20 protein-coding genes, 1 pseudogene and 1 riboswitch are annotated in these 23,945 nt (G+C 70.7%); of the genes and pseudogenes, 10 read left to right on the forward strand and 11 right to left on the reverse strand.

Going from position 1 to position 23,945, the window contains the following annotated elements; translation table 11 throughout:
* Positions 1 to 600 precede the first annotated feature (600 nt).
* The 4 genes from rlmN (at position 601) to OHA64_RS34005 (ending at position 5,705) form a co-directional block, all read left to right on the forward strand.
* Positions 601 to 1,707, forward strand: coding sequence for a 23S rRNA (adenine(2503)-C(2))-methyltransferase RlmN (rlmN, locus tag OHA64_RS33990; protein WP_405619698.1), 1,107 nt, complete (start codon positions 601 to 603; stop codon positions 1,705 to 1,707).
* Positions 1,708 to 1,731: 24 nt separating this feature from the next.
* Positions 1,732 to 1,837, forward strand: a riboswitch (TPP riboswitch).
* 86 nt (positions 1,838 to 1,923) lie between these two features.
* Positions 1,924 to 3,042 (forward strand): thiamine ABC transporter substrate binding subunit, encoded by a 1,119-nt coding sequence (locus OHA64_RS33995; RefSeq protein WP_405619700.1) that lies wholly within the window; start codon positions 1,924 to 1,926, stop codon positions 3,040 to 3,042.
* Positions 3,018 to 4,682, forward strand: a complete 1,665-nt coding sequence (locus tag OHA64_RS34000) for an ABC transporter permease (protein WP_405619702.1) — start codon at positions 3,018 to 3,020, stop codon at positions 4,680 to 4,682. Before OHA64_RS33995 ends, OHA64_RS34000 begins: the two co-directional genes overlap by 25 nt.
* Entirely contained in the window at positions 4,683 to 5,705 is a 1,023-nt protein-coding gene (locus OHA64_RS34005) for an ABC transporter ATP-binding protein (RefSeq protein ID WP_405619704.1), read from the forward strand.
* A gap of 86 nt (positions 5,706 to 5,791) precedes the next feature.
* Here OHA64_RS34005 and OHA64_RS34010 read toward each other — a convergent pair whose 3' ends face one another.
* From OHA64_RS34010 to OHA64_RS34040, 7 genes are all read right to left on the reverse strand, one after another.
* A complete protein-coding gene (locus tag OHA64_RS34010) occupies positions 5,792 to 6,496 on the reverse strand; it encodes an LAETG motif-containing sortase-dependent surface protein (RefSeq protein WP_405619706.1) in 705 nt (234 codons plus the stop codon).
* 158 nt (positions 6,497 to 6,654) lie between these two features.
* The gene (locus tag OHA64_RS34015) at positions 6,655 to 7,776 is read right to left on the reverse strand and encodes an LOG family protein (protein ID WP_405619708.1); all 1,122 of its coding nucleotides are present in this window, start codon (positions 7,774 to 7,776) and stop codon (positions 6,655 to 6,657) included.
* A gap of 25 nt (positions 7,777 to 7,801) precedes the next feature.
* Entirely contained in the window at positions 7,802 to 8,218 is a 417-nt protein-coding gene (locus tag OHA64_RS34020; RefSeq protein WP_405619710.1) for a VOC family protein, read from the reverse strand.
* A 127-nt stretch (positions 8,219 to 8,345) separates the two neighbouring features.
* A complete protein-coding gene (locus OHA64_RS34025) occupies positions 8,346 to 9,806 on the reverse strand; it encodes a hypothetical protein (protein ID WP_405619712.1) in 1,461 nt (486 codons plus the stop codon).
* Positions 9,788 to 10,528 carry an ABC transporter ATP-binding protein gene (locus OHA64_RS34030; RefSeq protein ID WP_405619714.1) on the reverse strand — a complete coding sequence of 247 codons (741 nt, stop codon included), beginning with the start codon at positions 10,526 to 10,528 and terminating at the stop codon, positions 9,788 to 9,790. The genes OHA64_RS34025 and OHA64_RS34030 overlap by 19 nt, the downstream gene beginning before the upstream one ends.
* Positions 10,529 to 10,945: 417 nt before the next feature.
* Positions 10,946 to 12,319 (reverse strand): aspartate aminotransferase family protein, encoded by a 1,374-nt coding sequence (locus tag OHA64_RS34035; RefSeq protein ID WP_405619716.1) that lies wholly within the window; start codon positions 12,317 to 12,319, stop codon positions 10,946 to 10,948.
* A 2-nt stretch (positions 12,320 to 12,321) separates the two neighbouring features.
* A complete protein-coding gene (locus OHA64_RS34040) occupies positions 12,322 to 12,861 on the reverse strand; it encodes an Lrp/AsnC family transcriptional regulator (protein ID WP_405619718.1) in 540 nt (179 codons plus the stop codon).
* Between the two features lie 179 nt (positions 12,862 to 13,040).
* Here OHA64_RS34040 and OHA64_RS34045 point away from each other — a divergent pair, with 179 nt between their 5' ends.
* Both OHA64_RS34045 and OHA64_RS34050 read left to right on the forward strand, forming a co-directional pair.
* Positions 13,041 to 14,480 carry a gamma-aminobutyraldehyde dehydrogenase gene (locus OHA64_RS34045; RefSeq protein ID WP_405619720.1) on the forward strand — a complete coding sequence of 480 codons (1,440 nt, stop codon included), beginning with the start codon at positions 13,041 to 13,043 and terminating at the stop codon, positions 14,478 to 14,480.
* A 129-nt stretch (positions 14,481 to 14,609) separates the two neighbouring features.
* Positions 14,610 to 15,131, forward strand: a complete 522-nt coding sequence (locus tag OHA64_RS34050; RefSeq protein ID WP_405624223.1) for a hypothetical protein — start codon at positions 14,610 to 14,612, stop codon at positions 15,129 to 15,131.
* Here the strand turns inward: OHA64_RS34050 and OHA64_RS34055 are convergent.
* Positions 15,123 to 16,054: pseudogene (locus OHA64_RS34055) on the reverse strand (serine hydrolase domain-containing protein); the annotation flags it as partial. The gene OHA64_RS34050 and the pseudogene OHA64_RS34055 sit on opposite strands and share 9 nt — an antisense overlap.
* A 294-nt stretch (positions 16,055 to 16,348) precedes the next feature.
* On the opposite strand from OHA64_RS34055, the gene OHA64_RS34060 reads away from it, so the two are divergent.
* Positions 16,349 to 18,028 carry a sigma-70 family RNA polymerase sigma factor gene (locus tag OHA64_RS34060; protein WP_405624225.1) on the forward strand — a complete coding sequence of 560 codons (1,680 nt, stop codon included), beginning with the start codon at positions 16,349 to 16,351 and terminating at the stop codon, positions 18,026 to 18,028.
* Between the two features lie 27 nt (positions 18,029 to 18,055).
* Here OHA64_RS34060 and OHA64_RS34065 read toward each other — a convergent pair whose 3' ends face one another.
* A complete protein-coding gene (locus OHA64_RS34065; RefSeq protein ID WP_405619722.1) occupies positions 18,056 to 18,811 on the reverse strand; it encodes a glycerophosphodiester phosphodiesterase in 756 nt (251 codons plus the stop codon).
* 18 nt (positions 18,812 to 18,829) lie between these two features.
* Positions 18,830 to 19,891: an adenosine deaminase gene (locus OHA64_RS34070; protein ID WP_405619724.1), complete on the reverse strand. Its 1,062-nt coding sequence runs from the start codon at positions 19,889 to 19,891 to the stop codon at positions 18,830 to 18,832.
* Positions 19,892 to 20,079: 188 nt separating this feature from the next.
* On the opposite strand from OHA64_RS34070, the gene OHA64_RS34075 reads away from it, so the two are divergent.
* Together OHA64_RS34075 and OHA64_RS34080 are read left to right on the forward strand one after the other, a co-directional pair.
* Positions 20,080 to 20,859, forward strand: coding sequence for a DUF4190 domain-containing protein (locus tag OHA64_RS34075; RefSeq protein ID WP_405619726.1), 780 nt, complete (start codon positions 20,080 to 20,082; stop codon positions 20,857 to 20,859).
* A gap of 152 nt (positions 20,860 to 21,011) precedes the next feature.
* The gene (locus tag OHA64_RS34080) at positions 21,012 to 21,503 is read left to right on the forward strand and encodes a DUF4190 domain-containing protein (RefSeq protein ID WP_405619728.1); all 492 of its coding nucleotides are present in this window, start codon (positions 21,012 to 21,014) and stop codon (positions 21,501 to 21,503) included.
* A gap of 43 nt (positions 21,504 to 21,546) precedes the next feature.
* Here OHA64_RS34080 and OHA64_RS34085 read toward each other — a convergent pair whose 3' ends face one another.
* Positions 21,547 to 22,188 (reverse strand): NADAR family protein, encoded by a 642-nt coding sequence (locus tag OHA64_RS34085; protein WP_405619730.1) that lies wholly within the window; start codon positions 22,186 to 22,188, stop codon positions 21,547 to 21,549.
* A 210-nt stretch (positions 22,189 to 22,398) separates the two neighbouring features.
* Between OHA64_RS34085 and OHA64_RS34090 the strand changes: the two genes are divergently transcribed.
* The gene (locus OHA64_RS34090) at positions 22,399 to 23,934 is read left to right on the forward strand and encodes a gamma-aminobutyraldehyde dehydrogenase (protein WP_405619732.1); all 1,536 of its coding nucleotides are present in this window, start codon (positions 22,399 to 22,401) and stop codon (positions 23,932 to 23,934) included.
* Positions 23,935 to 23,945 lie beyond the last annotated feature (11 nt).

Here is a 23,945-nt window from a genome sequence, read left to right on the forward strand (position 1 = left end):
TGAGGTGGGACAACGAGCAAGTCTATCGCAAAATATGTGGCCCCGATGAGAAACATTGGGAGGGCAAAATTTGCGGACCAGTTGGTTTTAGGGCCGTACGTAAGCTCAATGCTTAGCATGCACAAGGTGAAGTTGCGCCGCTCTAAAATCTTTTGAAGAACATGGGAAAGCAATTTCAGTGAGAATACCGTAACCTTCCGCAGCATGCCCCCCCCCGGGGTCCTACCCTGCTCTACCGTCACACCATTTTCCAGGCGTCCTGGGGGACCTGTACCCAATACAAGAGGGGCTTAGGCCATGGTCGCAAATCAGTCTGATGCCGCGCATATGATCTGGCAGGTCAGAGTCAGGGCGCCCGAGGTCAAGCGAGCGACCAACCGCTTCAGGGCGAAGGGGCCAAGCGCAGCAAGTGCTCCGCGTGAGGGGAGATGGTCAACTACGGAGTGGTTCAGTCGAAATGAGGCTCGCGATGGGGAGCGCCCTGGGCCGTCCCTGGGCCGTGGGAAGCCGACCAACGCTGACAGGCGACGCCCACGGGTGACCACCCCCACCCCGCTCCGGCCTGGTCCCCTGGAGTTGATCTGCGACACTGGGAGGGTTATGCCTGCACCCGGAGAACTCACTTTCGTCGCCCCGCGCGGAGCCAAGAAGCCGCCGCGGCATCTCGCCGACCTCACGCCCGCCGAGCGCAAAGACGCGGTGGTCGCGGTCGGGGAGAAGCCGTTTCGTGCCAAGCAGCTGTCGCAGCACTACTTCGCGCGGTACGCGCACGACCCGCAGGAGTGGACGGACATCCCGGCCGGTTCCCGCGGCCGGCTCCAGGAGGTGCTGCTTCCGGAGTTGATGTCGGTCGTGCGGCATCTGTCGACCGACCAGGACACCACCCGCAAGACACTGTGGCGGCTGTTCGACGGGACGCTCGTCGAGTCGGTGCTGATGCGCTACCCGGACCGGGTGACCATGTGCATCAGCTCGCAGGCGGGGTGCGGGATGAACTGCCCGTTCTGCGCGACCGGGCAGGCGGGGCTGGACCGGAACCTGTCCACCGCCGAGATCGTGCACCAGATCGTGGACGGCATGCGGGCGCTCAGGGACGGCGAGATCCCCGGCGGCCCGGCGCGGCTCAGCAACATCGTGTTCATGGGCATGGGCGAGCCCCTCGCCAACTACAACCGCGTCGTCGGCGCCATCCGACGGCTCACCGACCCCGAGCCGGACGGACTCGGGCTCTCGCAGCGCGGGATCACCGTCTCGACGGTCGGACTGGTCCCGGCGATCAACCGCTTCACCGACGAGGGCTTCAAGTGCCGCCTCGCCATCTCGCTGCACGCCCCCGACGACGAACTGCGCGACACCCTCGTCCCCGTGAACACGCGGTGGAAGGTGCGCGAGGTCCTGGACGCCGGCTTCGCGTACACGGAGCGGTCCGGGCGCCGGCTGTCCATCGAGTACGCGCTGATCCGGGACATCAACGACCAGGCCTGGCGCGGTGACCGGCTCGGGCGGCTGCTCCGGGGCAAGCCCGTGCACGTCAATCTCATTCCGCTGAACCCGACGCCCGGGTCGAAGTGGACCGCCTCGCGCCCCGAGGACGAGAAGGCGTTCGTCGAGGCCATCGCCGCCCATGGTGTGCCGGTCACCGTACGGGACACCCGTGGGCAGGAGATCGACGGGGCGTGTGGTCAGCTCGCCGCGACCGAGCGGTAGTGTGGCGATCGTAGGTACATCTTCATATTCCGACAGGGGAGCGCCACAGCGCTGAGAGTGCGGCACCGGCCGCAGACCCTCTGAACCTCGCCCAGGTCATTCTGGGTAGGAAGTTCGGTCACTACTCGAGCTGTTGCGCCCTGCCCGGGAGTCCTCGGTCCGTCCGAGGGCCCGGGCAGGGCCGCGTCTCTTCCTGGTCACCCCAGGAGGAATCCAGTGAGCATCACCCACAAGGCCACGGCCATGGTCGTCGGACTCGGTCTCGTCACGCTCTCCGCGTGCGGGTCGGGGTCGTCCGACGGCGGCAGCGGCGGCGACTCCAAGACCGTGACCCTCGTCAGCCACGATTCATGGGCCGTGTCGAAGAACGTCCTCGCGGACTTCGAGAAGCGGTCCGGCTACAAGGTCAAGGTCCTCAAGGACGGCGACGCCGGCCAGGCCGTCAACAAGGCGATCCTGACCAAGGACAACCCGCAGGGCGACGTCTTCTTCGGCGTCGACAACACCCTGTTGTCCCGGGCGCTCGACAACGGGCTCTTCCAGTCGTACGAGGCGAAGGGCTCCGACCTGATCAAGCCCGAGTACCGGGCCGACCAGGACAAGCACCGGGTCACGCCCATCGACACCGGCGACATCTGCGTCAACTACGACAAGGCGTACTTCAGCGAGCACAAGCTGACCCCGCCCGACTCGTTCGACGACCTGATCAAGCCGGCGTACAAGAACCTCCTCGTCACCGAGAACGCCTCCACTTCCTCCCCGGGGCTGGCCTTCCTCCTCGGGTCCGCGGCGAAGTACGGCGATGGGGGCACCTCCCGCTCGAGCGAAGCCGAGAGTGGGGGAGGCTGGCCGGACTACTGGAAGAAGCTCAAGGCCAACGGCGTGAAGGTCGTCGACGGCTGGGAACAGGCCTACAACGAGGAGTTCTCCGGCTCCGCCGGCGGCAAGAAGGCCAAGGCCGACCGGCCGCTCGTCGTCTCCTACGCCTCCTCGCCGCCCGCCGAGGTGATCTACGCCGACCCGAAGCCGAAGACCGCGCCCACGGGCGTCGCCGCCGGCACCTGCTTCCGCCAGGTCGAGTACGCGGGCCTGCTGAGCAACGCGTCCAACGCAAAGGGCGGCAAGGCGCTCCTCGACTTCCTGCTCACCAAGGAATTCCAGGACGACATGCCGCTGAACATGTTCGTCTACCCGGTACGCAAGGGCGCCCAGGTGCCGCCCGAGTTCTCCGAGTTCGGGCCGCAGGCCAAGGATCCCGAGACCCTGGACCCGGCCCGGATCGCCGACAACCGTGACCAGTGGGTCAAGTCGTGGACCTCGCTCGTACTGAAGTGACCCGGCGCGCCAAGGGGAACGCGGCGCGGCTCGGGCTCGTCGCCCTGCCCGTCGTGTTCTTCGCGGTGTTCTTCGCCTATCCCGTGACCGCGATCGTCGCGCGGGGTCTGAAGGTCGACGGGGTGTGGCGGCTGGGGCGGATCGCCGACGTGGTCGGGCAGTCCGACGTCCGGCACGTGCTGTGGTTCACCACCTGGCAGGCGCTTGCCTCCACCGCGCTCACCCTGCTGGTGGCGCTGCCCGGCGCGTATGTCTTCGCCCGTTTCGACTTCCCCGGCAAGCAGGTCCTGCGGGCCGTGGTGACGGTCCCCTTCGTACTGCCGACGGTCGTGGTCGGTACGGCGTTCCTGGCCCTGGTGGGGCGCGGCGGGCTGCTGGACGAGCTGTGGGGCGTACGGCTGGACACCACCGTGTGGGCGATCCTGCTCGCTCACGTCTTCTTCAACTACGCGGTCGTCGTGCGGACCGTCGGCGGGCTCTGGGCGCAGCTCGACCCGCGCCAGGAGGAGGCCGCGCGGATGCTCGGCGCGTCCCGGTTCGCGGCCTGGCGGTGGATCATCCTGCCCGCGCTCGGGCCCGCGGTGGCGGCGGCCGCGCTGATGGTCTTCCTGTTCACCTTCACGTCCTTCGGCGTGGTGCAGATCCTGGGCGGGCCGACCTTCTCGACCCTGGAAGTGGAGATCTACCGGCAGACCTCCGAGATCTTCGACCTGTCCACGGCCGCCGTGCTGACGATCATCCAGTTCGCGGCGGTGGGCGCGGTCCTCGCGCTGCACGCCTGGACCGTACGGCGGCGGGAGGCGACCCTGCGGCTGGTGGACGCGTCCGTCACCGCGCGCCGGCCGCGCGGGGCGGGGCAGTGGGCGCTGCTGGCCGGCGTCCTCGGCTCGATCGTCGTGCTGCTCCTGCTGCCGCTCGCGGTGCTGTTGCAGCGGTCCCTGGACGCGCCCGACTTCGGCTACTACCGGGCGTTGACCCGCGACGACGGCGGGCTCTTCCTGGTCCCGCCGATCGAGGCGGTCGGCAACTCGCTGCGGTACGCCGTCGCCGCGACCGCCATCGCCGTGCTGATCGGCGGGCTGGCCGCGGCCGCGTTGACCCGACGGGACGCGGGTCGTTTCGTACGGGGATTCGACGCGCTGCTGATGCTGCCGCTCGGGGTGTCCGCGGTGACCGTCGGGTTCGGGTTCCTGATCGCGCTGGACGAGCCGCCGCTGGACCTGCGGTCCTCGTGGATCCTGGTGCCGCTCGCGCAGGCGCTGGTCGGTGTCCCGTTCGTGGTGCGGACCATGCTGCCCGTGCTGCGGGCGGTGGACGTACGGCTGCGGGAGGCGGCGGCCGTGCTCGGGGCCTCGCCGTGGCGGGCGTGGCGCGAGGTGGATCTGCCGATGGTGCGGCGGGCGTTGCTGATCGCCGCGGGGTTCGCCTTCGCGGTGTCGCTGGGGGAGTTCGGGGCGACGGTGTTCATCGCGCGGCCGGACAACCCGACGCTGCCGGTCGCCGTGGCGCGGCTGCTCGGCCGGGCCGGTGAGGTCAACTACGGCCAGGCGATGGCCCTTTCGACGATCCTGATGATCGTGTGCGCGGTGGCGCTGCTGGTCCTCGAACGGCTGCGCACCGACCGGACCGGGGAGTTCTAGATGTTGTTGAGCCTTGAGGACGCGACCGTACGGTTCGGTGGGCGGGCCGTGCTGGACGAGGTCGGCCTCGGTGTCGCCGAGCACGAGATCGTGTGTGTGCTCGGGCCCAGCGGCAGCGGCAAGTCGACGCTGCTGCGGGCGGTGGCCGGGCTGCAACCCCTGGACGGTGGGCGGGTGTCGCTCGACGGCCGCGACCAGGCGGGCGTGCCCGCGCACAAGCGGGGCGTCGGGCTGATGTTCCAGGACCACCAGCTGTTCCCGCAGCGGGACGTGGGCCAGAACGTGGCGTTCGGGCTGCGGATGCATGGCGTGACGAAGAGTCAACAGGACGATCGCGTAAGGGAGTTGCTGGAACTGGTCGGGCTGCCGGGGGCCGGACGGCGGGCCGTCGCCTCGCTCTCCGGAGGCGAGCAGCAGCGGGTGGCGCTGGCCCGGGCGCTCGCCCCACGACCCCGGCTGCTGATGCTGGACGAGCCGCTCGGCCAGCTGGACCGGTCGCTGCGGGAGCGGCTGGTCGTCGAACTGCGGGAGCTGTTCGGGCGGTTGGGGACGACCGTGCTGGCCGTGACGCACGACCAGGGTGAGGCGTTCGCGCTCGCCGACCGGGTGGTGGTCATGCGGGACGGGCGGATCGCGCAGTCCGGTACGCCGCTGGAGGTGTGGGAGCGGCCGGTGGACGAGTTCGTGGCGCGGTTCCTGGGCTTCGAGAACGTGGTCGAGGCCGTGGTGGGCGGGGAGGCCGCGGACACGCCGTGGGGGAAGGTGCCGGTGCCCGCGGGGGCCTCGCAGGGGGAGCGCCGCGTGCTGGTGCGGCCGGCCGGGGTGCGGCTGGTGGCCGCGGACGAGGGGCTGCGGTGTGCGGTGGCCGCGCGGACCTTCAAGGGCACGCATGTCGCCGTGCGGTTGCGGCCGGAGGACGGCGGGCCGGCTCTGGAGGCGGCGTGCGGGCTGCGGGGGGCGCCGGGAGTGGGGGACGTGGTGGGCGTGCAGTTCGACGTGGCCGAGGTTGTGGTGCTGGACTGACCGGCGGTACGGCGTTGCGTGGCCGTACAAGGCTGTGGCCCGCCCCGGAAGGGACGGGCCACAACAGTGTCGGTGCGACGCGGGCGTCAGCGGCCGCTGTTCGCCCCACGGCGACGGAAGCCGAAGAAGACGGCGCCGCCGCCGACGGCGACCAGGGCGACCGCGACACCGGCGATGACGCCGGTGTTGGAGTTCGCACCGGTCTCGGCGAGGTTGGAGTCACCGGCCGCGGGGGACGGGGCGTTGCTCACGGTGCCCGCCGGGGCGGTGCTCTCGTTCTCCGAGGGCGTCGGGCTCGGGGTCGGGCTGTCGGTCTCCTCGGCCGGGGTCGAGGCGGAGTCCGACGGAGTCGGGGTGGGCGTCGGGGTCGGGGTGTCCTCGGTCTTGCAGGCCGTGGACGGGGTGGTCAGGTTGGGCTTGATGTCCTCGTCGACCAGGTTTCCGGCCTTGACGTGGACGCGGTAGACAGCGTTCGGCTGCCAGTCCTCGGCGAAGGTGATGGTGGCACCCTCGCGCGAGCCCTTGACCTCCTGCTGGCCGACCTTCTTCGCGTCGGCGCCGTTCTCCTCCAGGAAGACGGAGACGACGGCCGGGACACCGGAGGGGTCCACGTCGGTGACGGTGATGACACCCTTCGTGCCGTCACACTTCGCCTCGGCGGAGAACTCACTGATGTTGCAGGCCAGCGCGCTGCCGGCGGCGCTGAGCGCCAGCGCGGCCGAGGCGGAGGCGACACCGAGGACGCGGGCGGTGCGTACGGCGGTACGACGGGATATGGGCAGGACTGCCACGTTTGTCCTTCACAGGAAGCGCAAATGCGGGGGGTGGAAGGGGTGGTGAGGTGATGTCAGCACCACATCAGCACCCCCACGAGACTCACAGGTCTATAAGTGCTGCATAAGTAGTGTCAATGCATATGCAGGTTACAGGGGTTGGCTTTGCCGTCTTATTAACCACCGAGACGTTTCAGTGCCCCCGCGGCCTCCTCGATCCGGTCAACCAGGGCGATTCGGGCCTGCATCGACCGATCCCGCGCGAGCGCCTGCAACAGCGGCCACGTGGGCAGCTTCTCCGTCCAGTGGGCCCGGTCCACGAGGACCATCGGCGTGGGCTCGCCCCGCGACTCGTAGTAGTTCGGCGTCGCGTTGTCGAAGATCTCCTGTACGGTCCCGGCGGCGCCCGGCAGGAAGACCACGCCCGCGGTGGAGCGGGCCAGCAGGCCGTCCTCGCGGGTGGCGTTGGCGAAGTACTTGGCGATGTGCCCGGCGAAGGCGTTGGGCGGCTCGTGGCCGTAGAACCAGGTCGGGATGCCGACGGAGGGCCCGCCCTTGGGCCAGCCGGCACGCACCTCGAAGGCGGCCCTCGCCCACTCGGTGATCGAGAGCGTGAAGGTGGGCGTCTTGCCGAGGACGCGGAGCGAGTCGGTCAGCATCTCGTCGTCGTACGGGGCGGCGTACGCGCCGAGGTTCGCCGCCTCCATCGCGCCCGGGCCGCCGCCGGTGGCGACCGTGAATCCGGCGCGGGCCAGCTCCCGGCCGAGCCGCGCGGCACCGGCGTACTCCTCGGTCCCTCGCGCCATCGCATGGCCGCCCATCACGCCCACCACCCGCGCCCCGCGCAGGAGTTCGTCGAGGGCATCCGAGACGGCGTCGTCGTGGATCGCGCGCAGCATCGAGGCGAATATGTCGCCGTCGGCCTTGGTCCGCTGGAACCAGGCGTACGCGCGGGCGTCCGGTGTGGCCTCGTAGCCGTCCGACAGGAAGGCGAAGAGCTCGTCGGGGGAGTAGACCAGGCCCCGGTACGGGTCGAAGGGCAGGTCGGGGACGGGCGGGAAGACCATGGCCCCGTCCGCGCGGACCTTGACGGCGGCGTCCTCGCGCATCCGGCAGCCGAGGAAGACCGCGCCTGCCGTGTCCGTGCCGAGCAGTTCGCGCGTACGGTCCGTCAGGTCGACGGCCTGGACGCGGAATCCGGCGAGCGTGCCGCGCGCCGAGACGGTCGCGTCGAACTCCTCGAGCGTCTCGATCTCACGGTCGTTGTGGTGGGCCGCATGGGCGGGCATCATCTGCACCCGCCCATGCTAGGCGCGGCGCGTCTCAGCCCTCCACGGCAGCCGGGTCCATCCAGATGACCTCCCAGGTGTGGCCGTCGGGGTCGTCGAAGGAACGGCCGTACATGAAACCGTGGTCCTGCGTCTCACCCGCCGGGGAGCCGCCCGCCGCGAGCGCCTTCTCGACCAGTTCGTCGACCTTCTCGCGGCTCTCGGCGCTCAGCGCGAGCAGCACTTCGCTGGACTTCGTCGCGTCGGCGATCTCCTTCTTGGTGAAGGTCGCGTAGAACGGCTTGGTGAGCAGCATGGCGACGATGCTGTCGCTGATCACGACGGAGGCCGCCTTCTCGTCGCTGAACTGCGGGTTGATCGTGTAGCCCAGCTCGGTGAAGAACTTCTTGGAGGCGTCCAGGTCGTTCACGGGCAGGTTGACGAAGATCATCTGCTGGTACGTCGAGGTCATCGGTCTCTCCCATCGGGTGCGTGCTGTTCGGTGGTTAGACGGCGCGTCCCACCGGAACTCATCGGCCACCGGAGAAGTTTTCCTACGGGATTCACGTACGGGATTCACGCACGGGCCGCCCGTGCTGTCAGCGGGCCAGGGGGAGCGCCGCCAGTTCGGCCACGACCAGGGTGAGCGGGCCGAAGAGGGCCAGCAGCGCGCCGGCGCGCAGGGCGGCGGCGCTGCGCAGCGTGGTGCTGGGCGCGCCGAGCCGTACCAGGGCGGCCGTGGTGTCGGCGCGGGCGTGCTTGGCCTCCACGGCGGCGGTCACGAGGGTCGCCACGGTGCAGCCGGTCACCAGGAGCAGGCCGAGGATGGTCAACGGGCCGAAGGAGGGGCCTGACGTGTCGTCCAGCGCGGCCATGGCGTACGCCCCCGACGCCACCGCGCAGACGACGCCGAGGGGTCGGCCGATGCGGGTGGCCTCCGCCATGAGGACGCGACCGGCGAGGAGGCGGAGGGCGCCGGGGCGGGCGGTCTGGAGGAGCCGTCCGCAGAGGTGGGTGAGGCCGGGGCCGGCCAGGGCCAGACCGACGGCGGTGAGGATCCACCCGACGAGGATTCCGGCGGGCCCTGCTGTGGCGAGGCCGCCGGGCATGGTGAGGGCGGCGGTGGGGGCGGGCGCGGTGCGGTTGGCGTAGGCCTCCACGGCCAGGCCCGCGGCGAGGATCGCGATGCCCCAGGGGAGGCCTCGGGGGGCGTCCTCGGAGGCCGGGGGAAGCGCGCCGGGGGCCAGGTCGGCGGTGCCGGTGTCCGGGATGGAGAGAACCGCGGTGCCGGTGCCCGAGGTACAGGTCACCGTGGTGCCGGGTTCGCCCGCGCCGGCCGGGGCGGTGGTGCCGCCGTGACTCGGGCCGGGAGCCGCACCGGCGACCGGACAGTCCGTGTCACCAGCAGTGCCCGGATCCTGAGCCAGCCGCCCGCCCGGCGCCTGGCGGGACCGGAGGCGGACGCCGAAGGTGCCCCGTGCCGCGGGGCCGCCGTACGCCCCGAAGCGGCCGAACGAGCGGACCCCCGTCAGGGCAGCCGCCGGTCGGCTTTCCCGTGGCCGCGACACCAGGCCGACAGCCAGTGACGCGGACGCCGGGACCAGGGCCAGCAACGTCAGAGCGGCGGGGAGCGGCAGGGGCGCGTCCGCCGCCAGGAACTCCGCTGCCGCCCCGTCGAACGGCATGCCCGTCAGGTCGCCCCGGAGGTGGAGGAAGACCAGCAGGGCGAGCATGGAGCCCAGCGTGCAGGAGAGGGCCGTCGTGGTGGCCGAGACGGCCATCAGGCGGGCCGGGCCCAGACCGATCGCCGAGAGGCCGGTGCGCGGCCTGGCGGCCGGGTCGGTGCGGGCCACGGCGAGCGCGAAGTACACCGTCGTGGCCAGGGGGGTCGCGCACCAGGCCAGCCGGAGAAGCGAGCCCGCCGGGTCGTCCGGGTGGCTCATCGCGTAGCCGAGGGTGCAGAGCAGGAGGAAGCCCGTGCCGGCCGACGCCGCCGCCACCAGGAGACGGCGGAGCTGGACGGCCGGGTGGGCGCCGCGGGTCAGACGGAGAGCGAGCACGTGGCCCGGCCTTCCGTCTCGGGCACCGGCGGCAGGTGCACGGTCTTCACACGCCGTCCGTCCAGCAGCGACACCGTGCGGTCGGCGAGGGCGGCCGTCTCCGCGTCGTGGGTGGCGAGCACCACCGTGATGCCGTGCGAGCGGGCCGCCGTGGTGAGCGTGCGCAGGACGTGGGTGCGGTCCGCGCGGTACAGAGGAGCCGTCGGTTCGTCGGCGAACAGCACCGTGGGCGCCGGGGCCAGGGCCCGCGCGATGCAGACGCGCTGGCGCTCGGACTGGCGCAGTTCGTGCGGGCGCTTGCGGGTGGTGTCGCCGACGTCCAGGCGCTCGAGCCACTCCAGCGCCACCGTCCTGGCACGGCGACGGCTGGTGCCGCGCAGCATCAGGGGAAGGGCCGTGTTCTCCCAGACGGTGAGCTCGGGGACCAGCACCGGGACCGGGTCGATCCAGCCGAAGCGGTCCCGCCGCAGCCGCTCGCGGGCCATCGGGCCCATGGTGTGGACGGGTGCGCTGTTGAACCAGACCTCGCCGCGCTGTGCCGGGACCAGTCCGGACAGGCACCCCAGCAGGGTCGTCTTGCCGCTGCCGCGCGGGCCGCTGACGGCGAGGATCTCGCTCTCACGGACGCCCAGCGAGACGCCGGCCAGTCCGGGTGAGCCGTCGCGGTGCGTGAAGTGCAGGGACCGTGCCCAGAGCACGTCGTTGTCCGGCGGGGCCTCCATGGGCGTACACCTCGGTTCTGATCGGAAATGCTGTGCCGTGTCCCCCGGACGGGGGAACGAGCGCCGAGACCCGTGGTCACGGTCTCGGGCCCTCGCAGGAGGCGCGGACAGTACGTCGCGAGAACCAGGCACGTGCTGCCTCCTAGGCGCTTTTGCCGCCCGGGCTGGTCTCAACCCGGGCGGCGTCGATCGCGTCAGACTCGGCCGCTCGTTCAGCGACTGGGCGACGTGAGCCAGGAATCCCCGTCGTCCGACGAAGGGGAGGAGTCAGTCGCACGCTAGGCAGCCCATGTCGGCGGGCCGGACAGCACACGGCCCCGGGCCGCCCTTTCTCACTCGAACGGGCGACACCGGGGCCGTGATTGATCTTCCTTAACGAAGATCCTTCCGGAAGAAGCGAAGATCCCTTCGATGAGGTCAGAGCTTCGTCCACGCCTCCGTCAGCGTCGCGCGCAGGATCTGCTCGATCTCGTCGAACGTCCCCTGGTCGGAGATCAGCGGCGGGGCGAGCTGGACGACCGGGTCGCCGCGGTCGTCCGCCCGGCAGTACAGGCCGTTGTCGAACAGGGCCTTGGAGAGGAAGCCGTACAGGACGCGCTCGGTCTCCTCGTCGTCGAACGACTCCTTGGTGTGCTTGTCCTTCACCAGCTCGATCCCGTAGAAGAAGCCGTTGCCGCGGACGTCTCCGACGATCGGCAGGTCGTGCAGCTTCTCCAGGGTCGAGCGGAAGGCGCCCTCGTTGTCGAGCACGTGCTGGTTGAGGTTCTCGCGCTCGAACAGGTCGAGGTTGGCGATGCCCACGGCCGCGGAGACCGGGTGGCCGCCGAAGGTGTAGCCGTGCAGGAAGGTGTTGTCGCCCTTGTAGAACGGCTCGGCCAGGCGGTCGGAGATGATGCAGGCGCCGATCGGGGAGTAGCCCGAGGTCATGCCCTTGGCGCAGGTGATCATGTCCGGGACGTAGTCGAACTTGTCGCAGGCGAACATCGTGCCCAGGCGGCCGAAGGCGCAGATGACCTCGTCCGACACGAGCAGGACGTCGTACTTGTCGCAGATCTCGCGGACCCGCTGGAAGTAGCCGGGCGGGGGCGGGAAGCAGCCGCCGGCGTTCTGGACCGGCTCCAGGAAGACCGCGGCGACCGTGTCCGGTCCCTCCATGAGGATCTGCTGCTCGATCTGGTCGGCGGCCCAGCGGCCGAAGGCCACGGGGTCGTCGCCGAACAGCGGGGCCCGGTAGATGTTGGTGTTGGGGACCTTGTGCGCGCCCGGGACGAGGGGCTCGAAGGGTGCCTTCAGGGCCGGCAGGCCGGTGATGGACAGGGCGCCCTGCGGGGTGCCGTGGTAGGCGACCGCGCGCGAGATGACCTTGTACTTGGTGGGCTTGCCGGTGAGCTTGAAGTACTGCTTGGCGAGCTTCCAGGCGGTTTCGACGGCCTCGCCGCCACCGGTGGTGAAGAAGACCTTGTTGAGGTCGCCCGGCGCGTGGTCCGCGAGGCGCTCCGCGAGCTCCACGGCCTTGGGGTGGGCGTACGACCACACCGGGAAGAACGCCAGCTCCTGCGCCTGCTTGGAGGCCGCCTCGGCCAGCTCCACGCGGCCGTGTCCGGCCTGGACCACGAACAGGCCCGCGAGGCCGTCGAGGTAGCGCTTGCCCTTGTCGTCGTAGATGTGGGTGCCCTCACCCCGGACGATCGTCGGGACGGGGGAGTTCTCGTACGAGGACATGCGGGTGAAGTGCATCCACAGGTGGTCGTACGCGGTCCTGCTGAGGTCCTTGGGGCTGTCGGTGCTCACGATTATCGGGTTCCCCACATGTAGGTCTGCTTCTTGAGCTTGAGGTAGACGAAGCTCTCCGTGGAGCGCACGCCGGGGATGGCTCGCATGCGCTTGTTGATGACCTCCAGAAGGTGGTCGTCGTCCTCGCAGACGATCTCCACCATCAGGTCGAAGGAGCCTGCGGTCATCACCACGTATTCGCATTCGGACATGGCGGTCAGGGCTTCGGCCACGGACTCCACGTCGCCTTCGACGTGAACGCCGACCATCGCCTGTCGGCGGAAGCCCACGGTGAGCGGGTCCGTGACGGCGACGATCTGCATCACGCCCTGGTCGAGCAGCTTCTGCACGCGCTGGCGCACGGCCGCCTCGGAGAGGCCGACGGCCTTGCCGATGGCGGCGTACGGCCGGCGGCCGTCCTCCTGGAGCTGCTCGATGATGCCGAGGGAGACGGCATCCAGATGCGGGGTGCTGCTGTTCCTGGACTCGCGGGGGGACTCGCGGGACTCCCGTGAGTCCCCCCGTTCTGCGCTTCGACTGGCCACGACGTCACTGTGCACGACGTCTCGACACTTTCGCAAGGCTCCATCAATGAAATTCGTTGTTTACGTGGGTGAGATCTGCGAATTCCGCAGCCTTGGCGTGATCAGGGGTGTTGAAAACGTGGCCCCGCGGATTAGGCTGGGTGTCTCAGTAATCGGACACCCCACAACAGTTCAACCCTGACAGGAGGCCGGCAGTGAGCACCGAGCTGCGTCGTCTGCGCAACCACATCGACGGAGAGTTCCGGGACGCCGTCGACGGACGGACCACCGAGGTCGTCAACCCCGCGACGGGCGAGGCGTACGCGACCGCGCCGCTGTCCGGACAGGCGGACGTGGACGCCGCGATGGCGGCCGCCGCCGCGGCCTTCCCGGCCTGGCGCGACACGACTCCCGCCGAGCGCCAGAAGGCCCTCCTGAAGATCGCGGACGCGTTCGAGGAGCGCGCGGAGGAGCTCATCGCGGCGGAGGTGGAGAACACGGGCAAGCCGATCGGGCTGACCCGCTCCGAGGAGATCCCGCCGATGGTCGACCAGATCCGTTTCTTCGCGGGCGCGGCCCGGATGCTGGAGGGACGCAGCGCCGGCGAGTACATGGAGGGGCTGACCTCGATGATCCGCCGGGAGCCGGTGGGTGTCTGTGCGCAGGTCGCGCCGTGGAACTACCCGATGATGATGGCCGTGTGGAAGTTCGCCCCGGCGATCGCCGCGGGCAACACGGTCGTCCTGAAGCCCTCGGACACCACCCCGGCCTCGACGGTCCTGATCGCCGACATCCTCGGCTCGATCCTGCCCAAGGGTGTCTTCAACGTCATCACCGGCGACCGCGAGACCGGCCGCATGATGGTCGAGCACCCGGTCCCGGCGATGGCCTCCATCACCGGTTCCGTGCGCGCCGGCATGCAGGTCGCCGAGGGCGCTGCGAAGGACCTCAAGCGGGTCCACCTGGAGCTGGGCGGCAAGGCGCCGGTCGTCGTGTTCGAGGACACGGACATCGCCAAGGCCGTCGAGGACATCTCGGTCGCCGGCTTCTTCAACGCCGGGCAGGACTGTACGGCCGCCTGCCGTGTCCTCGTCCACGAGGCCATCCACGACGAGTTCGTGTCGGCGCTCGCCAAGGCCGCCGCCGACACCAAGACCGGGCAGCCGGACGACGAGGACATCCTCTTCGGCCCCCTGAACAACCCCAACCAGCTCGCGCAGGTCGAGGGCTTCATCAGCCGCCTGCCCGCCCACGCGCGCGTGGAGACCGGCGGCAAGCGGGTCGGCGACAAGGGGTACTTCTTCGCCCCGACCGTCGTCTCGGGCGTCAAGCAGGACGACGAGATCATCCAGAAGGAGGTCTTCGGCCCGGTCATCACCGTCCAGTCCTTCACCGACGAGGACCAGGCGGTGGAGTGGGCCAACGGCGTCGAGTACGCCCTCGCCTCCTCGGTGTGGACCAAGGACCACGGCCGCGCGATGCGGATGTCCAAGAAGCTCGACTTCGGCTGCGTGTGGATCAACACCCATATCGCGCTGGTCGCGGAGATGCCGCACGGCGGCTTCAAGAAGTCCGGCTACGGCAAGGACCTGTCGGGATACGGCTTCGACGACTACACGCGGATCAAGCACGTGATGACGTCGCTGGAGGCGTAGTCCGTACGACGTGACGCGCGGCCCCGGACGGGATGGGTTCCCGTCCGGGGCCGCGGCGTTTCCCGGCCCCGGGTCCGACCGGACGACTACAGTTTTGAACATGTTCAATTATAGGCGTACGCTCCCGCCATGAGCGACAGAGCCGCCCTTCTCAAGGGCATCCGCGCCTGGTTGGTCTTCTTCGTCCTGGGTCTGGTGCTCAGCGGCGCCACGGCCTTCCCGCTGGTCCACGAGCTGCGCTGGACCGAGGACCTGCTGCGGGCGCTGTCCGCGCCGGAATTCGTGCCCGCCCTGACGGAGTGGATCGAGCACGTCCGCCAGGGTCTCGACACCGTCGACGCCGAGTACCCCTTCGTGCTGTACGGCACGGACTGGCTGGCCTTCGCCCATCTCGTCATCGCGGTTGCCTTCTACGGCCCCTACCGCGACCCCGTCCGCAACATCTGGGTCGTCGAGTTCGGGATGATCGCCTGCGCCGGCATCGTCCCGCTCGCCCTGATCTGCGGACCGGTCCGGGGGATCCCGTTCTGGTGGACCGTGATCGACATGTCGTTCGGCGTCTTCGGGGTGGTCCCGCCGTACGTCGTACGGAAGAAGATCAAGCGCCTGGAGGCGCTCACCGCGAACGCCCGCCTCGTTCCCGCTACTTGAGCGCAGCGCGATCCGCTCGGTCACCGGGTTCATGTCCTCGCTCTTCACGTCCGTGCCGCCGACGGAGACGACCAGCGTGCGTGACAGGTTCCGGGTCGCGGCGATCACCGTGCCGTAGCCGTACCGGGCGCCCGCCCTGAGCCAGTAGACCCGGCCCTCGAACTCGAAGCGCTGCAGACCGGCGCTCATGTCGGCGCCCTTGATGTGCCTCGGGACCGTGAACATCTCCTTCAGCTGCGGCCGCGGCACCAGGTCGCCGCGGAAGAGGCGCTTCAGCAGCCGCTCCAGGTCGGCGCTGGTGGAGATCATGTCCCCGGCCGCCCACCGGTCGGCCTGGTTCCAGTCGGTCACGTCGACGAGGTCCGTCGTGCCGTCGGCCCGCTTCACCGTCTGGTAGCCGCGGTTGTGCGGTCCGTGGATCACCGGGTCGGTGCCGGGGAAGTAAGTGTCCCGCATCCCGGCGGGCAGCAGCACGCGCCGGGTGGCCTCGGAGGCGTAGGAGTGGCCCGTCACCTCGACAGCAGGCCCGGAAGGTAGTGCTGCACGGGCGTGTTCAGGTGGATCTTCCCCTCCGCCGCGAGCTGCAGGACGACCGCCGCCGTCACCACCTTCGTCGTCGAATCCGCCCGGAACCGGGCGTCCGGGTCCGCCGCCCCGCCGCTCTCCAGATCGCGCACGCCCGCGCTGCCGCGCCGGCTGCCGTCGGTGCCGCCCACCCGGACGAGGGCGAAGGTCGCGTCCTTGTCCGGGAGGCCGACGAGCGCGGCGCGTAAGGCGGCGGTGTCCAGCTCGCCGGTCGTCGTGGCGTGCGCGGCGGCCGGGGCGGACCCGGTCGCGGCCAAGGCGGGGGACGCCAGCGCTGCCGCCCCCAGGGCGAGGACGAGGGACGCGGCGAGGACGGTCGTACGACGACGGATGCGCATGCGGCTGCTCCAGGGTCCGTGGGTATGTGGCGGTGATCATCCTCCGGGCGTACGGCGGTCACCGGATCGTCGGCGAGGAGGGTGCCCGCCCTTGACGCGACCCCGACCAAATGCCGTACAGGGCAAGAGGGTTGTCGGGGGAGGCCCATAAGGGAAGAAAAAACTGTTATCCCGGCGGCCTTCACACCGTCTCCGCACTGTGATGCCGGACATACGACAGTCTCGGCCCGCCTGAGAGGGTGCGTGCACAAGAAATCCGACCTCAACCGTCACACCGGTCACCGAAAGGGCATCGTGGACACGCGGCACTGGAGCTCCACCGTCTCGGCGGCACAGGACGGTGACCGGCAGGCGCTGGACGAGCTGGTCGCGGGCTGGCTGCCCCTGGTCTACAACATCGTCGGCCGGGCACTGAACGGCCACGCCGACGTGGACGACGTCGTGCAGGAGACCATGCTGCGGGCCGTCGACAACCTCGGATCGCTGCGCGACCCGGACAGCTTCCGGTCCTGGCTGGTGGCGATCGCCATGCGGCAGATCCGGGACCGGGCCCGCCGCAGCACGCCCGCCCGGCTGGACGAGTCGGCGCCGCACGAGGCCGCCGACTTCGCCGAACTCACCGTGCTGCGACTTAGGTTGGAGGGGGAGCGGCGCGAGGTCGCGGAGGCGGCGCGCTGGCTCGACGACGAGGACCGGCAACTGCTGTCCCTGTGGTGGCTGGAGGTCGCCGGCGACCTCACCCGGCGTGAGCTGGCCGAGGCCGTCGGCATCAGCCGGCAGCACGCCGCCGTGCGTGTCCAGCGGATGAAGGAGCGTCTGGAGGCCTCGCGCGGCATCGTCCGGGCCCTCGACGGCGCCTGCCCGGACCTGCGCGAACTGACCGCTCGCTGGACCGGCCGCCCCGACTCCGTCTGGCGCAAGCGGCTGGCCCGGCACATCCGCGGCTGCGGGTACTGCGGCGACGCCCGCGAGTCCGTCGTACCGGCGGAGCGCCTGCTCGTCGGGATCGCGCTGGTCCCGCTCCCGGTCGGCTTCACGCTCTCCCTCGCCTTCGGCGGCAAGACGGCCGTGGCCGCCACGGCCGTCGGCACCTCCGTCGGCTGGTCCGCCAAGGTGTTGGGTGTGCTCGCCAAGCCGGCCGTCGCCGTGACCGCGGGCGCGACCCTCGTCGCGGGCGGCGCGTACGTCGTCACCCGGCCCCCGGATCCCGCCCCGCCCCCGCGCGCGGCCCTCACCGCCCCCAGCCGGACGGCCACCTCCGCCCCACCACCCCCCTCGGCTTCAACTCCCTCGGCCTCTCCGACTCCCACGGCCTCGCCGTCGGTGACCCGGTCGAAGAAGGCCGACCTGTACGGCTCCGTCGTCGACGCCGTCGACCGGGCGCCCGACCCGAACGCCGAGCCGGCCGTCCTGCCGCACCGGCCCGAGACAGGCATCACCAGCAGCGGCGGCGCGCACGCCACCATGAACCACCGCGGGGACAGCGTGACGCTCAGCGGCCGGGGCTATGTCCTCGTCCGCTGGCAGATCTCCCCGCAGTACCGGGCCGGCGGCCTGGTCATGCCGACCTGGACCGGGCTGCGGGGCGAGCTCTTCCATGTGGCCTCGGGCGGCGGCCGGCGCATGGACGACCCGGTCAGCGCCACCGACAGCTCCGCCACCGGCATGGGCGACTCGGCCACCGGCTATGCCGTCCCGCCGTCCGGCACCCAGCAGATGTGGCAGAACGAGTACTTCTACGTCGACGGCAGCGTCACCCTCACCGTGAACGAGCGCGGCGCCGACTACGGCCTGAACGTCTTCCCGTCGAGCTGGGACGCGGTGGAGAAGGACGTCACGACGGGCCCCGACCAGGGCGCGAAGCGCTACGGCCTGGTCCGCGACACCGGCAAGGACGACACACCGGTGCCGCAGTACGTCACCCGCGCGACCCCGGCCGATCCGGCGACCGTCCCGCAACGCTCCCGCCTGTAGCTCTCTTCGGTTGCCTCCGGGCCCGGATCAGACGCCGGGCCGCCGGGCGGCCGCTGGTTCGCGGGGCTGGTCGCGATCGCGCGGGTCGCGGTCGCTCAGGGCGCCGTCGCGGAGGGCGCACAGGATGTCGACGCGGTTGGTGGTGATCGAGTCGACGCCCATGCCGACGAGGCGGCGCATCGAGCGGCGCGTGTCGGGAGTCCACACGGAGAGCAGACAGCCGTCGGCGTGGACGCGCTCGGCCAGGGCGCGATCCACCAGCCCGAAGCGGTAGTTGAGCCAGCGCGGGCGTACCGCGTCCAGCAACGCGGGCCGGGGCGGGGCCAGCGTGGTCCAGGTCAACGCGATCTCGGCGGCCGGGTCGGCGGCGCGTACGGCGAGCATGGCCGAGGCACCCGCGCAGTAGTACACCCGCTCCCGCGCCCCGCACTCCCGCACCACGTCCACGACCCGGCGGGCCGCCCGCACGTCCGGCGTGCCCGGCAGGTCGAGCAGCACCCGGCTGCCCTCGGTCGCGGTCAGCGCCTCGGCGAGCGTCGGCACCCCGCCGTCCGTGAGCCCGCGCACCTCGTCCACCGACAGCGACAGCAACGGCCGTTCGTGCTCCCACAGCCGCTTCAGTGAGTCGTCGTGCAGCAGGACGGGCACGCCGTCCCGGGTGAGACGTACGTCGATCTCGACCGCGTCCGCACCCCGTCGGAGCGCGGAACGCAGCGAGTCGACGGTGTTCTCACGGACGCGGTAGGGGTCGCCGCGATGGGCCACGGCGGTCAGCTTCTGCATGCACCCATTGTGGTGCGGTCAGGGGGCGAGCCGACCAGCGGTGTACGTGTCGATCTCGTCCTTGATCCGGGACTTGCCGGTCTCGTCGAGGAACGAGGCCTCGACCGCGTTCTTCGCCAGCTCGGCCAGGCCCCGCTCGTCGAGGTCCAGCAGCCGGGCGGCGACGGCGTACTCGTTGTTGAGATCGGTGCCGAACATCGGCGGGTCGTCGGAGTTGATCGTGACCAGCACGCCGGCCTTCACGAAGTCCATGAGGGGGTGCTCGTCGAGCGTGCGCACCGCGCGCGTGGCGATGTTGGAGGTCGGACACACCTCCAGCGCGATCCGGTGCTCGGCGAGATGGGCGAGGAGCTTCTCGTCCCGCGCGGAACTGGTGCCGTGTCCGATGCGCTCGGCGCGCAGGTGGGTGACCGCGTCCCACACCGTCTCCGGGCCGGTGGTCTCGCCGGCGTGCGGAACGGAGTGCAGACCGGCCGCGATCGCCCGGTCGAAATACGGCTTGAACTGCGGCCGGGGTACGCCGACTTCGGGCCCGCCGAGCCCGAACGACACCAGGCCCTCCGGACGCAGACGCTCGTCCGTGGCCATCCGTACCGTCTCCTCGGCGGACACCAGCCCGGCCTCCCCCGGAATGTCGAAGCACCACCGCAGGACCGTCCCGAACTCGGCCTCGGCCCCCTTGCGGGCGTCCTCGATGGCCTCCATGAAGGCGAGTTCGTCGATGCCGCGCCGGGTCGAGGAGAACGGGGTGATGGTCAGCTCGGCGTACCGCACCTGCTGCCGGGCCAGGTCCCGGGCGATCTCGTACGTCAGCAGCCGTACGTCCTCCGGCGTGCGGATCAGGTCGACGACGGACAGGTACACGTCGATGAAGTGGGCGAAGTCCGTGAAGGTGAAGTAGTCGACCAGCGCCTCGGGGTCGGTGGGGACCTTGGAGTCGGGGTGGCGGGCGGCCAGCGTGGAGACGATGCGCGGGGAGGCGGAACCGACGTGGTGCACATGGAGTTCTGCCTTGGGCAACGAGGCGATGAAGGCCCGCAGATCGCGTGGCGCACGGGCGTCGACGAGGTGCTCGGTCATGGGGGCCTCCCCGGGCAGGGCGCCGGGCACCGGTCGGGGTGCGGCGCGGGTGATCGGCTGATCGAGTGCGGTGACATCGTAGGCCGTGGGCGGGGTGAACCCCGGTGCGGGGCCGGGCCCGCACCGCCTCCGACACGCGGTGGGCGAGGCCGTAGCATGGCGGCACGAACGACCTAGGGGGACATGACGTGACGGACGCAACGCAGCCGAGCGGGGAGGCCGGAGGCGGCCGCGACCCTTGGGCGCCGCCGGAGAGCCGGCCGTCCCTGGACAAGAACCAGGCACCCGGCTCCGGCCAGGCCCCGGAGGCGGGCCAGGGCCCTGGAACCGGTCAGGCGCCCGGCACCGCCCCGGCCCCCGGCACCGCCCCGGCCCCCGGCGCGGCCCAGCCGCCCGGGTCGCCGCCCCCGTCCGTACACGACCAGATCACGGTCACCTCGATGCCCGCCGACGCGTACACCGCACCCGGCTACACCCCGCCGGGCTACCCGACGCCCGGCAGCGCCTACCCGGGTGCGGACGCTCCCGGCGCCGCCCTGCCTCCCCCGCCCGTCGCACCCACCGGCCCCGCGGCTCCCGGCGGCTACGGGTACCCGTCCTACCCCGCCGGCTACGGCTGGCCCGGTATGCAGGCGCCCCCGCAGAACGGCATGGGCGTCGCCGCGATGGTCCTGGGCATCCTGTCCTGCTGTCTGTTCTGCCTCTACGGCGTCGTCTCGATCGTGCTCGGCATACTCGCCGTGGTCTTCGGTCTCAAGGGGAAGAAGCGGGCCGAGCGCGGCGAGGCCGACAACCACGGTCAGGCGCAGGCCGGCCTGATCACGGGCGTCATCGGCATCATCCTCGGCGTCGCGGTCATCGTCCTCATCGCCATCGGGATCACGGCGGCGATCAACATGGACGACGAGTACGACGACTCCTACGGCGCCTTGCGGGCCGTGCCGGTGTCCGTACTCGCCAACGACTGAGGCACCGGCCGAATCAGCCATCGAGCACCGGCCGAAGCACCAGCCGAAGCAACTGCCGGACCCACCCGCCGAATTGACCGGACGAAACGGTGCGCCCCGAGGTGAGCAGGGCCATTACGATGCCCTGGCAGTCAACGAGGGGAGAGCAGTTCATGTCCGACGCCAATCCCGGATCCGGTGGATTCGGGCCACCGCCGTCGCAGCCGCCGCAGCCGCCTCAGCAGCCGGCAGGGGGATACGCCTATCCGCAGTCCGGGTCCGCTCCGGGGTACGGCTACCCGAACCAGGAGCAGGCCTACGCGAGTCCGGCTCCGTCCTACCCGGCCGCCGCTCCGGTGGGCGCCTACCCGCAGATGCCCGGCTACGGCATGCCACCGCAGCCGAGCAACGGCATGGGCACGACCGGTCTGGTGCTGGGCATCATCGGCGTCGTGTGCAGCGTGACGTTCTTCCTCTGGTTCATCGGGGTCATCCTCGGAATCCTCGGCATCATCTTCGGCGCGATCGGCCGCGGCAAGGCCAACCGGGGTGAGGCGACCAACAGGGGAGCGGCGACCGCGGGACTCGTCTGCGGCATCGTGGCCACGGTGATCCTGCCGCTGCTGGGGCTCCTGGTCTTCGCGAGTTTCATGAGCGCCTTCTGACACCGCGGCTGAGGCGGGGCCGGCCCGACGGCCGACCCCTGCCTCAGTCCGTCCGGTCAGCGCGGTCCGCGCGGTCGGCCAGGTCTGTCCGGCCCGTGAGGTCCGTCCCGTCCACGAGGCCGGTCCGCAGCCGCTCCCGCGCCTCCATCAACGCGAACCCGAGCAGGTTCGGCCCCCGCCACCGCCGCGGATCCGAGGCCGCCTCGTCGTCGGCGGCGAGGCCGATGCCCCACACCCGGTCCAGCGGGCTCGCCTCCACCAGTACCCTCTCGCCCGTGGCCAGCAGGAAACCCCGCAACTCGGGATGCGCGGCGAACTTGTGGACGCTGCCCTCGACCACGATCTGGAGCCTCTCGCGCTCCCACACTTCCTCGTCGAAGCCGCGCACCAGCCGCCCCGCCTTCTTGGCCTCGGCCGGGTGCCCGGCCGCCAGCACCCGCTCCTCGGCCTCCGCGTCGTCGAAGAGCCGCGCTTTGCGCGCCATCATCCAGTGCTCGGCACTCGCGTAGGACACGTCGGCCACCGTGAACGGCGAGGGCCACCACTGGCTCAGACAACTCGGCCCCACGCCGCCGTCGCTGCGTGGCCGGTGTCCCCAGAAATGCAGGTACTTGATCCTGGAGCCGGCCTGGATCTCCCTGACCAGCGAATCCCGCGAGTCGATCTTCCCCGTGATCCCTTTCATGCACGCGAGTCTGGCAGGCACCACTGACACAACGTCCTTCCTTTTCGGAGCCGACTCGACACCCGGTCGACAGATTTCGTCGCGTAACCAAAAGGCAACAACGGAATCACTTGTTGGGTGCCCTTTGCTCTGTCAGGATCGGCACTCAAATCGAGCTGGAGCTACGCCTCCCGCATCCATGGACGCGGGGCGACGGCGGAGGAGAGCGACATGCACAACCCGGGCACTGGCACCCCGGACCGGTTCGCGGCCCGGGAGCGCTTCGCCGAGGGCGCCCAGTTCATCGCGGGCCGTCCGACGAAGGGCACCTCCGGCCGTACGCACGCGGTCGTCGACCCCTCGACCGGCGAGGAGGTGTACACGTACGAGCTGGCGGGCGCCGCCGACGTGGACGCGGCCGTGGCCGCCGCCCGCGCGGCCTTCCCGGGCTGGTCCTCGGCCACCCCGGGCGAGCGCTCGGACGCCCTGCACCGTTTTGCCGGCGTGCTCGCCGACCGTGCGGAGGACCTCGCCCGCGCCGAGTCCCTCCAGTGCGGCAAGCCCCTCAAGCTGACCCGCGAGTTCGACGTCCCGGGCACAATCGACAACACCGCCTTCTTCGCGGGCGCCGCCCGGCACCTCCAGGGGCAGTCCGCGGGCGAGTACTCCGGCGACCACACCTCGTACGTCCGCCGCGAGCCGATCGGTGTCGTCGGCTCCATCGCGCCCTGGAACTACCCCCTCCAGATGGCCGCCTGGAAGATCCTCCCGGCGATCGCCGCGGGCAACACGATCGTGTTGAAGCCCGCCGAGCTCACCCCGCTCACCTCGCTGCTGTTCGCGCAGGCCGCCACCCACGCCGGGATCCCCGACGGTGTGATCAACATCGTCAACGGCGCCGGCCGGGAGGCAGGGGAGCACCTCGTCGGCCACCCGGACGTGGCGATGACGTCGTTCACCGGCTCCACCACCGTCGGCAAGCGTGTCGCCGAGATCGCCACCGCCACCGTCAAGCGCCTCCACCTGGAGCTGGGCGGCAAGGCCCCCTTCGTCGTCTTCGACGACGCGGACCTGGAGGCGGCCGTCAACGGCGCGGTCGCGGGCGCGCTCATCAACACCGGGCAGGACTGCACGGCGGCCACTCGCGCGTACGTACAGCGTCCGCTCTACGAGGCCTTCGTCGAGCAGACGGCCGCCCTCATGGAGACCGTCCGCCTGGGCGACCCGTTCGCCCCCGGCACCGATCTCGGCCCGCTGATCTCGCACGTCCAGCGCGACCGGGTCGCCGGGTTCGTCGACCGGGCGCGCGGCTACGCACGCGTGGTGACCGGAGGCGAGGCTCCGCAGGCGGATCTCAAGAACGGTGCCTACTATCGCCCCACCCTGGTCGCCGACGCCGCTCAGGACAGCGAGATCGTCCAGTCCGAGGTCTTCGGGCCGGTGCTGGTCGTCCTGCCCTTCGACACCGACGACGAGGGCCTTCGGCTGGCCAACGACACGCCGTACGGGCTCGCCGCCTCCGCCTGGAGCCGGGACGTCTACCGGGCGAACCGGGCCACCCGGGAGATCAAGGCGGGCTGCGTATGGATCAACGACCACATCCCGATCATCAGCGAGATGCCCCACGGCGGGTACCGGGCGTCCGGCTTCGGCAAGGACATGTCCGCGTACTCGTTCGAGGAGTACACCCAGATCAAACACGTCATGTTCGACAACACGGCGGTGCCCCGCAAGGACTGGCACCGGACGATCTTCGGGGACCGATAGCGACAACGGGC

The organism is Streptomyces sp. NBC_00076, assembly GCF_045041235.1.
Taxonomy (GTDB): domain Bacteria; phylum Actinomycetota; class Actinomycetes; order Streptomycetales; family Streptomycetaceae; genus Streptomyces.

Bases quoted from the DNA above. Each gene is read 5' to 3' on its own strand.
- OHA64_RS34080 (WP_405619728.1), top strand. From the start codon at position 21,012: ATGTCCGACGCCAATCCCGGATCCGGTGGATTCGGGCCACCGCCGTCG.
- OHA64_RS34030 (WP_405619714.1), bottom strand. From the start codon at position 10,528: ATGGAGGCCCCGCCGGACAACGACGTGCTCTGGGCACGGTCCCTGCAC.
- OHA64_RS34070 (WP_405619724.1), bottom strand. From the start codon at position 19,891: ATGACCGAGCACCTCGTCGACGCCCGTGCGCCACGCGATCTGCGGGCC.
- OHA64_RS34020 (WP_405619710.1), bottom strand. From the start codon at position 8,218: ATGACCTCGACGTACCAGCAGATGATCTTCGTCAACCTGCCCGTGAAC.
- rlmN (WP_405619698.1), top strand. From the start codon at position 601: ATGCCTGCACCCGGAGAACTCACTTTCGTCGCCCCGCGCGGAGCCAAG.
- OHA64_RS34065 (WP_405619722.1), bottom strand. From the start codon at position 18,811: ATGCAGAAGCTGACCGCCGTGGCCCATCGCGGCGACCCCTACCGCGTC.
- OHA64_RS34090 (WP_405619732.1), top strand. From the start codon at position 22,399: ATGCACAACCCGGGCACTGGCACCCCGGACCGGTTCGCGGCCCGGGAG.
- OHA64_RS34005 (WP_405619704.1), top strand. From the start codon at position 4,683: ATGTTGTTGAGCCTTGAGGACGCGACCGTACGGTTCGGTGGGCGGGCC.
- OHA64_RS34085 (WP_405619730.1), bottom strand. From the start codon at position 22,188: ATGAAAGGGATCACGGGGAAGATCGACTCGCGGGATTCGCTGGTCAGG.
- OHA64_RS34050 (WP_405624223.1), top strand. From the start codon at position 14,610: ATGAGCGACAGAGCCGCCCTTCTCAAGGGCATCCGCGCCTGGTTGGTC.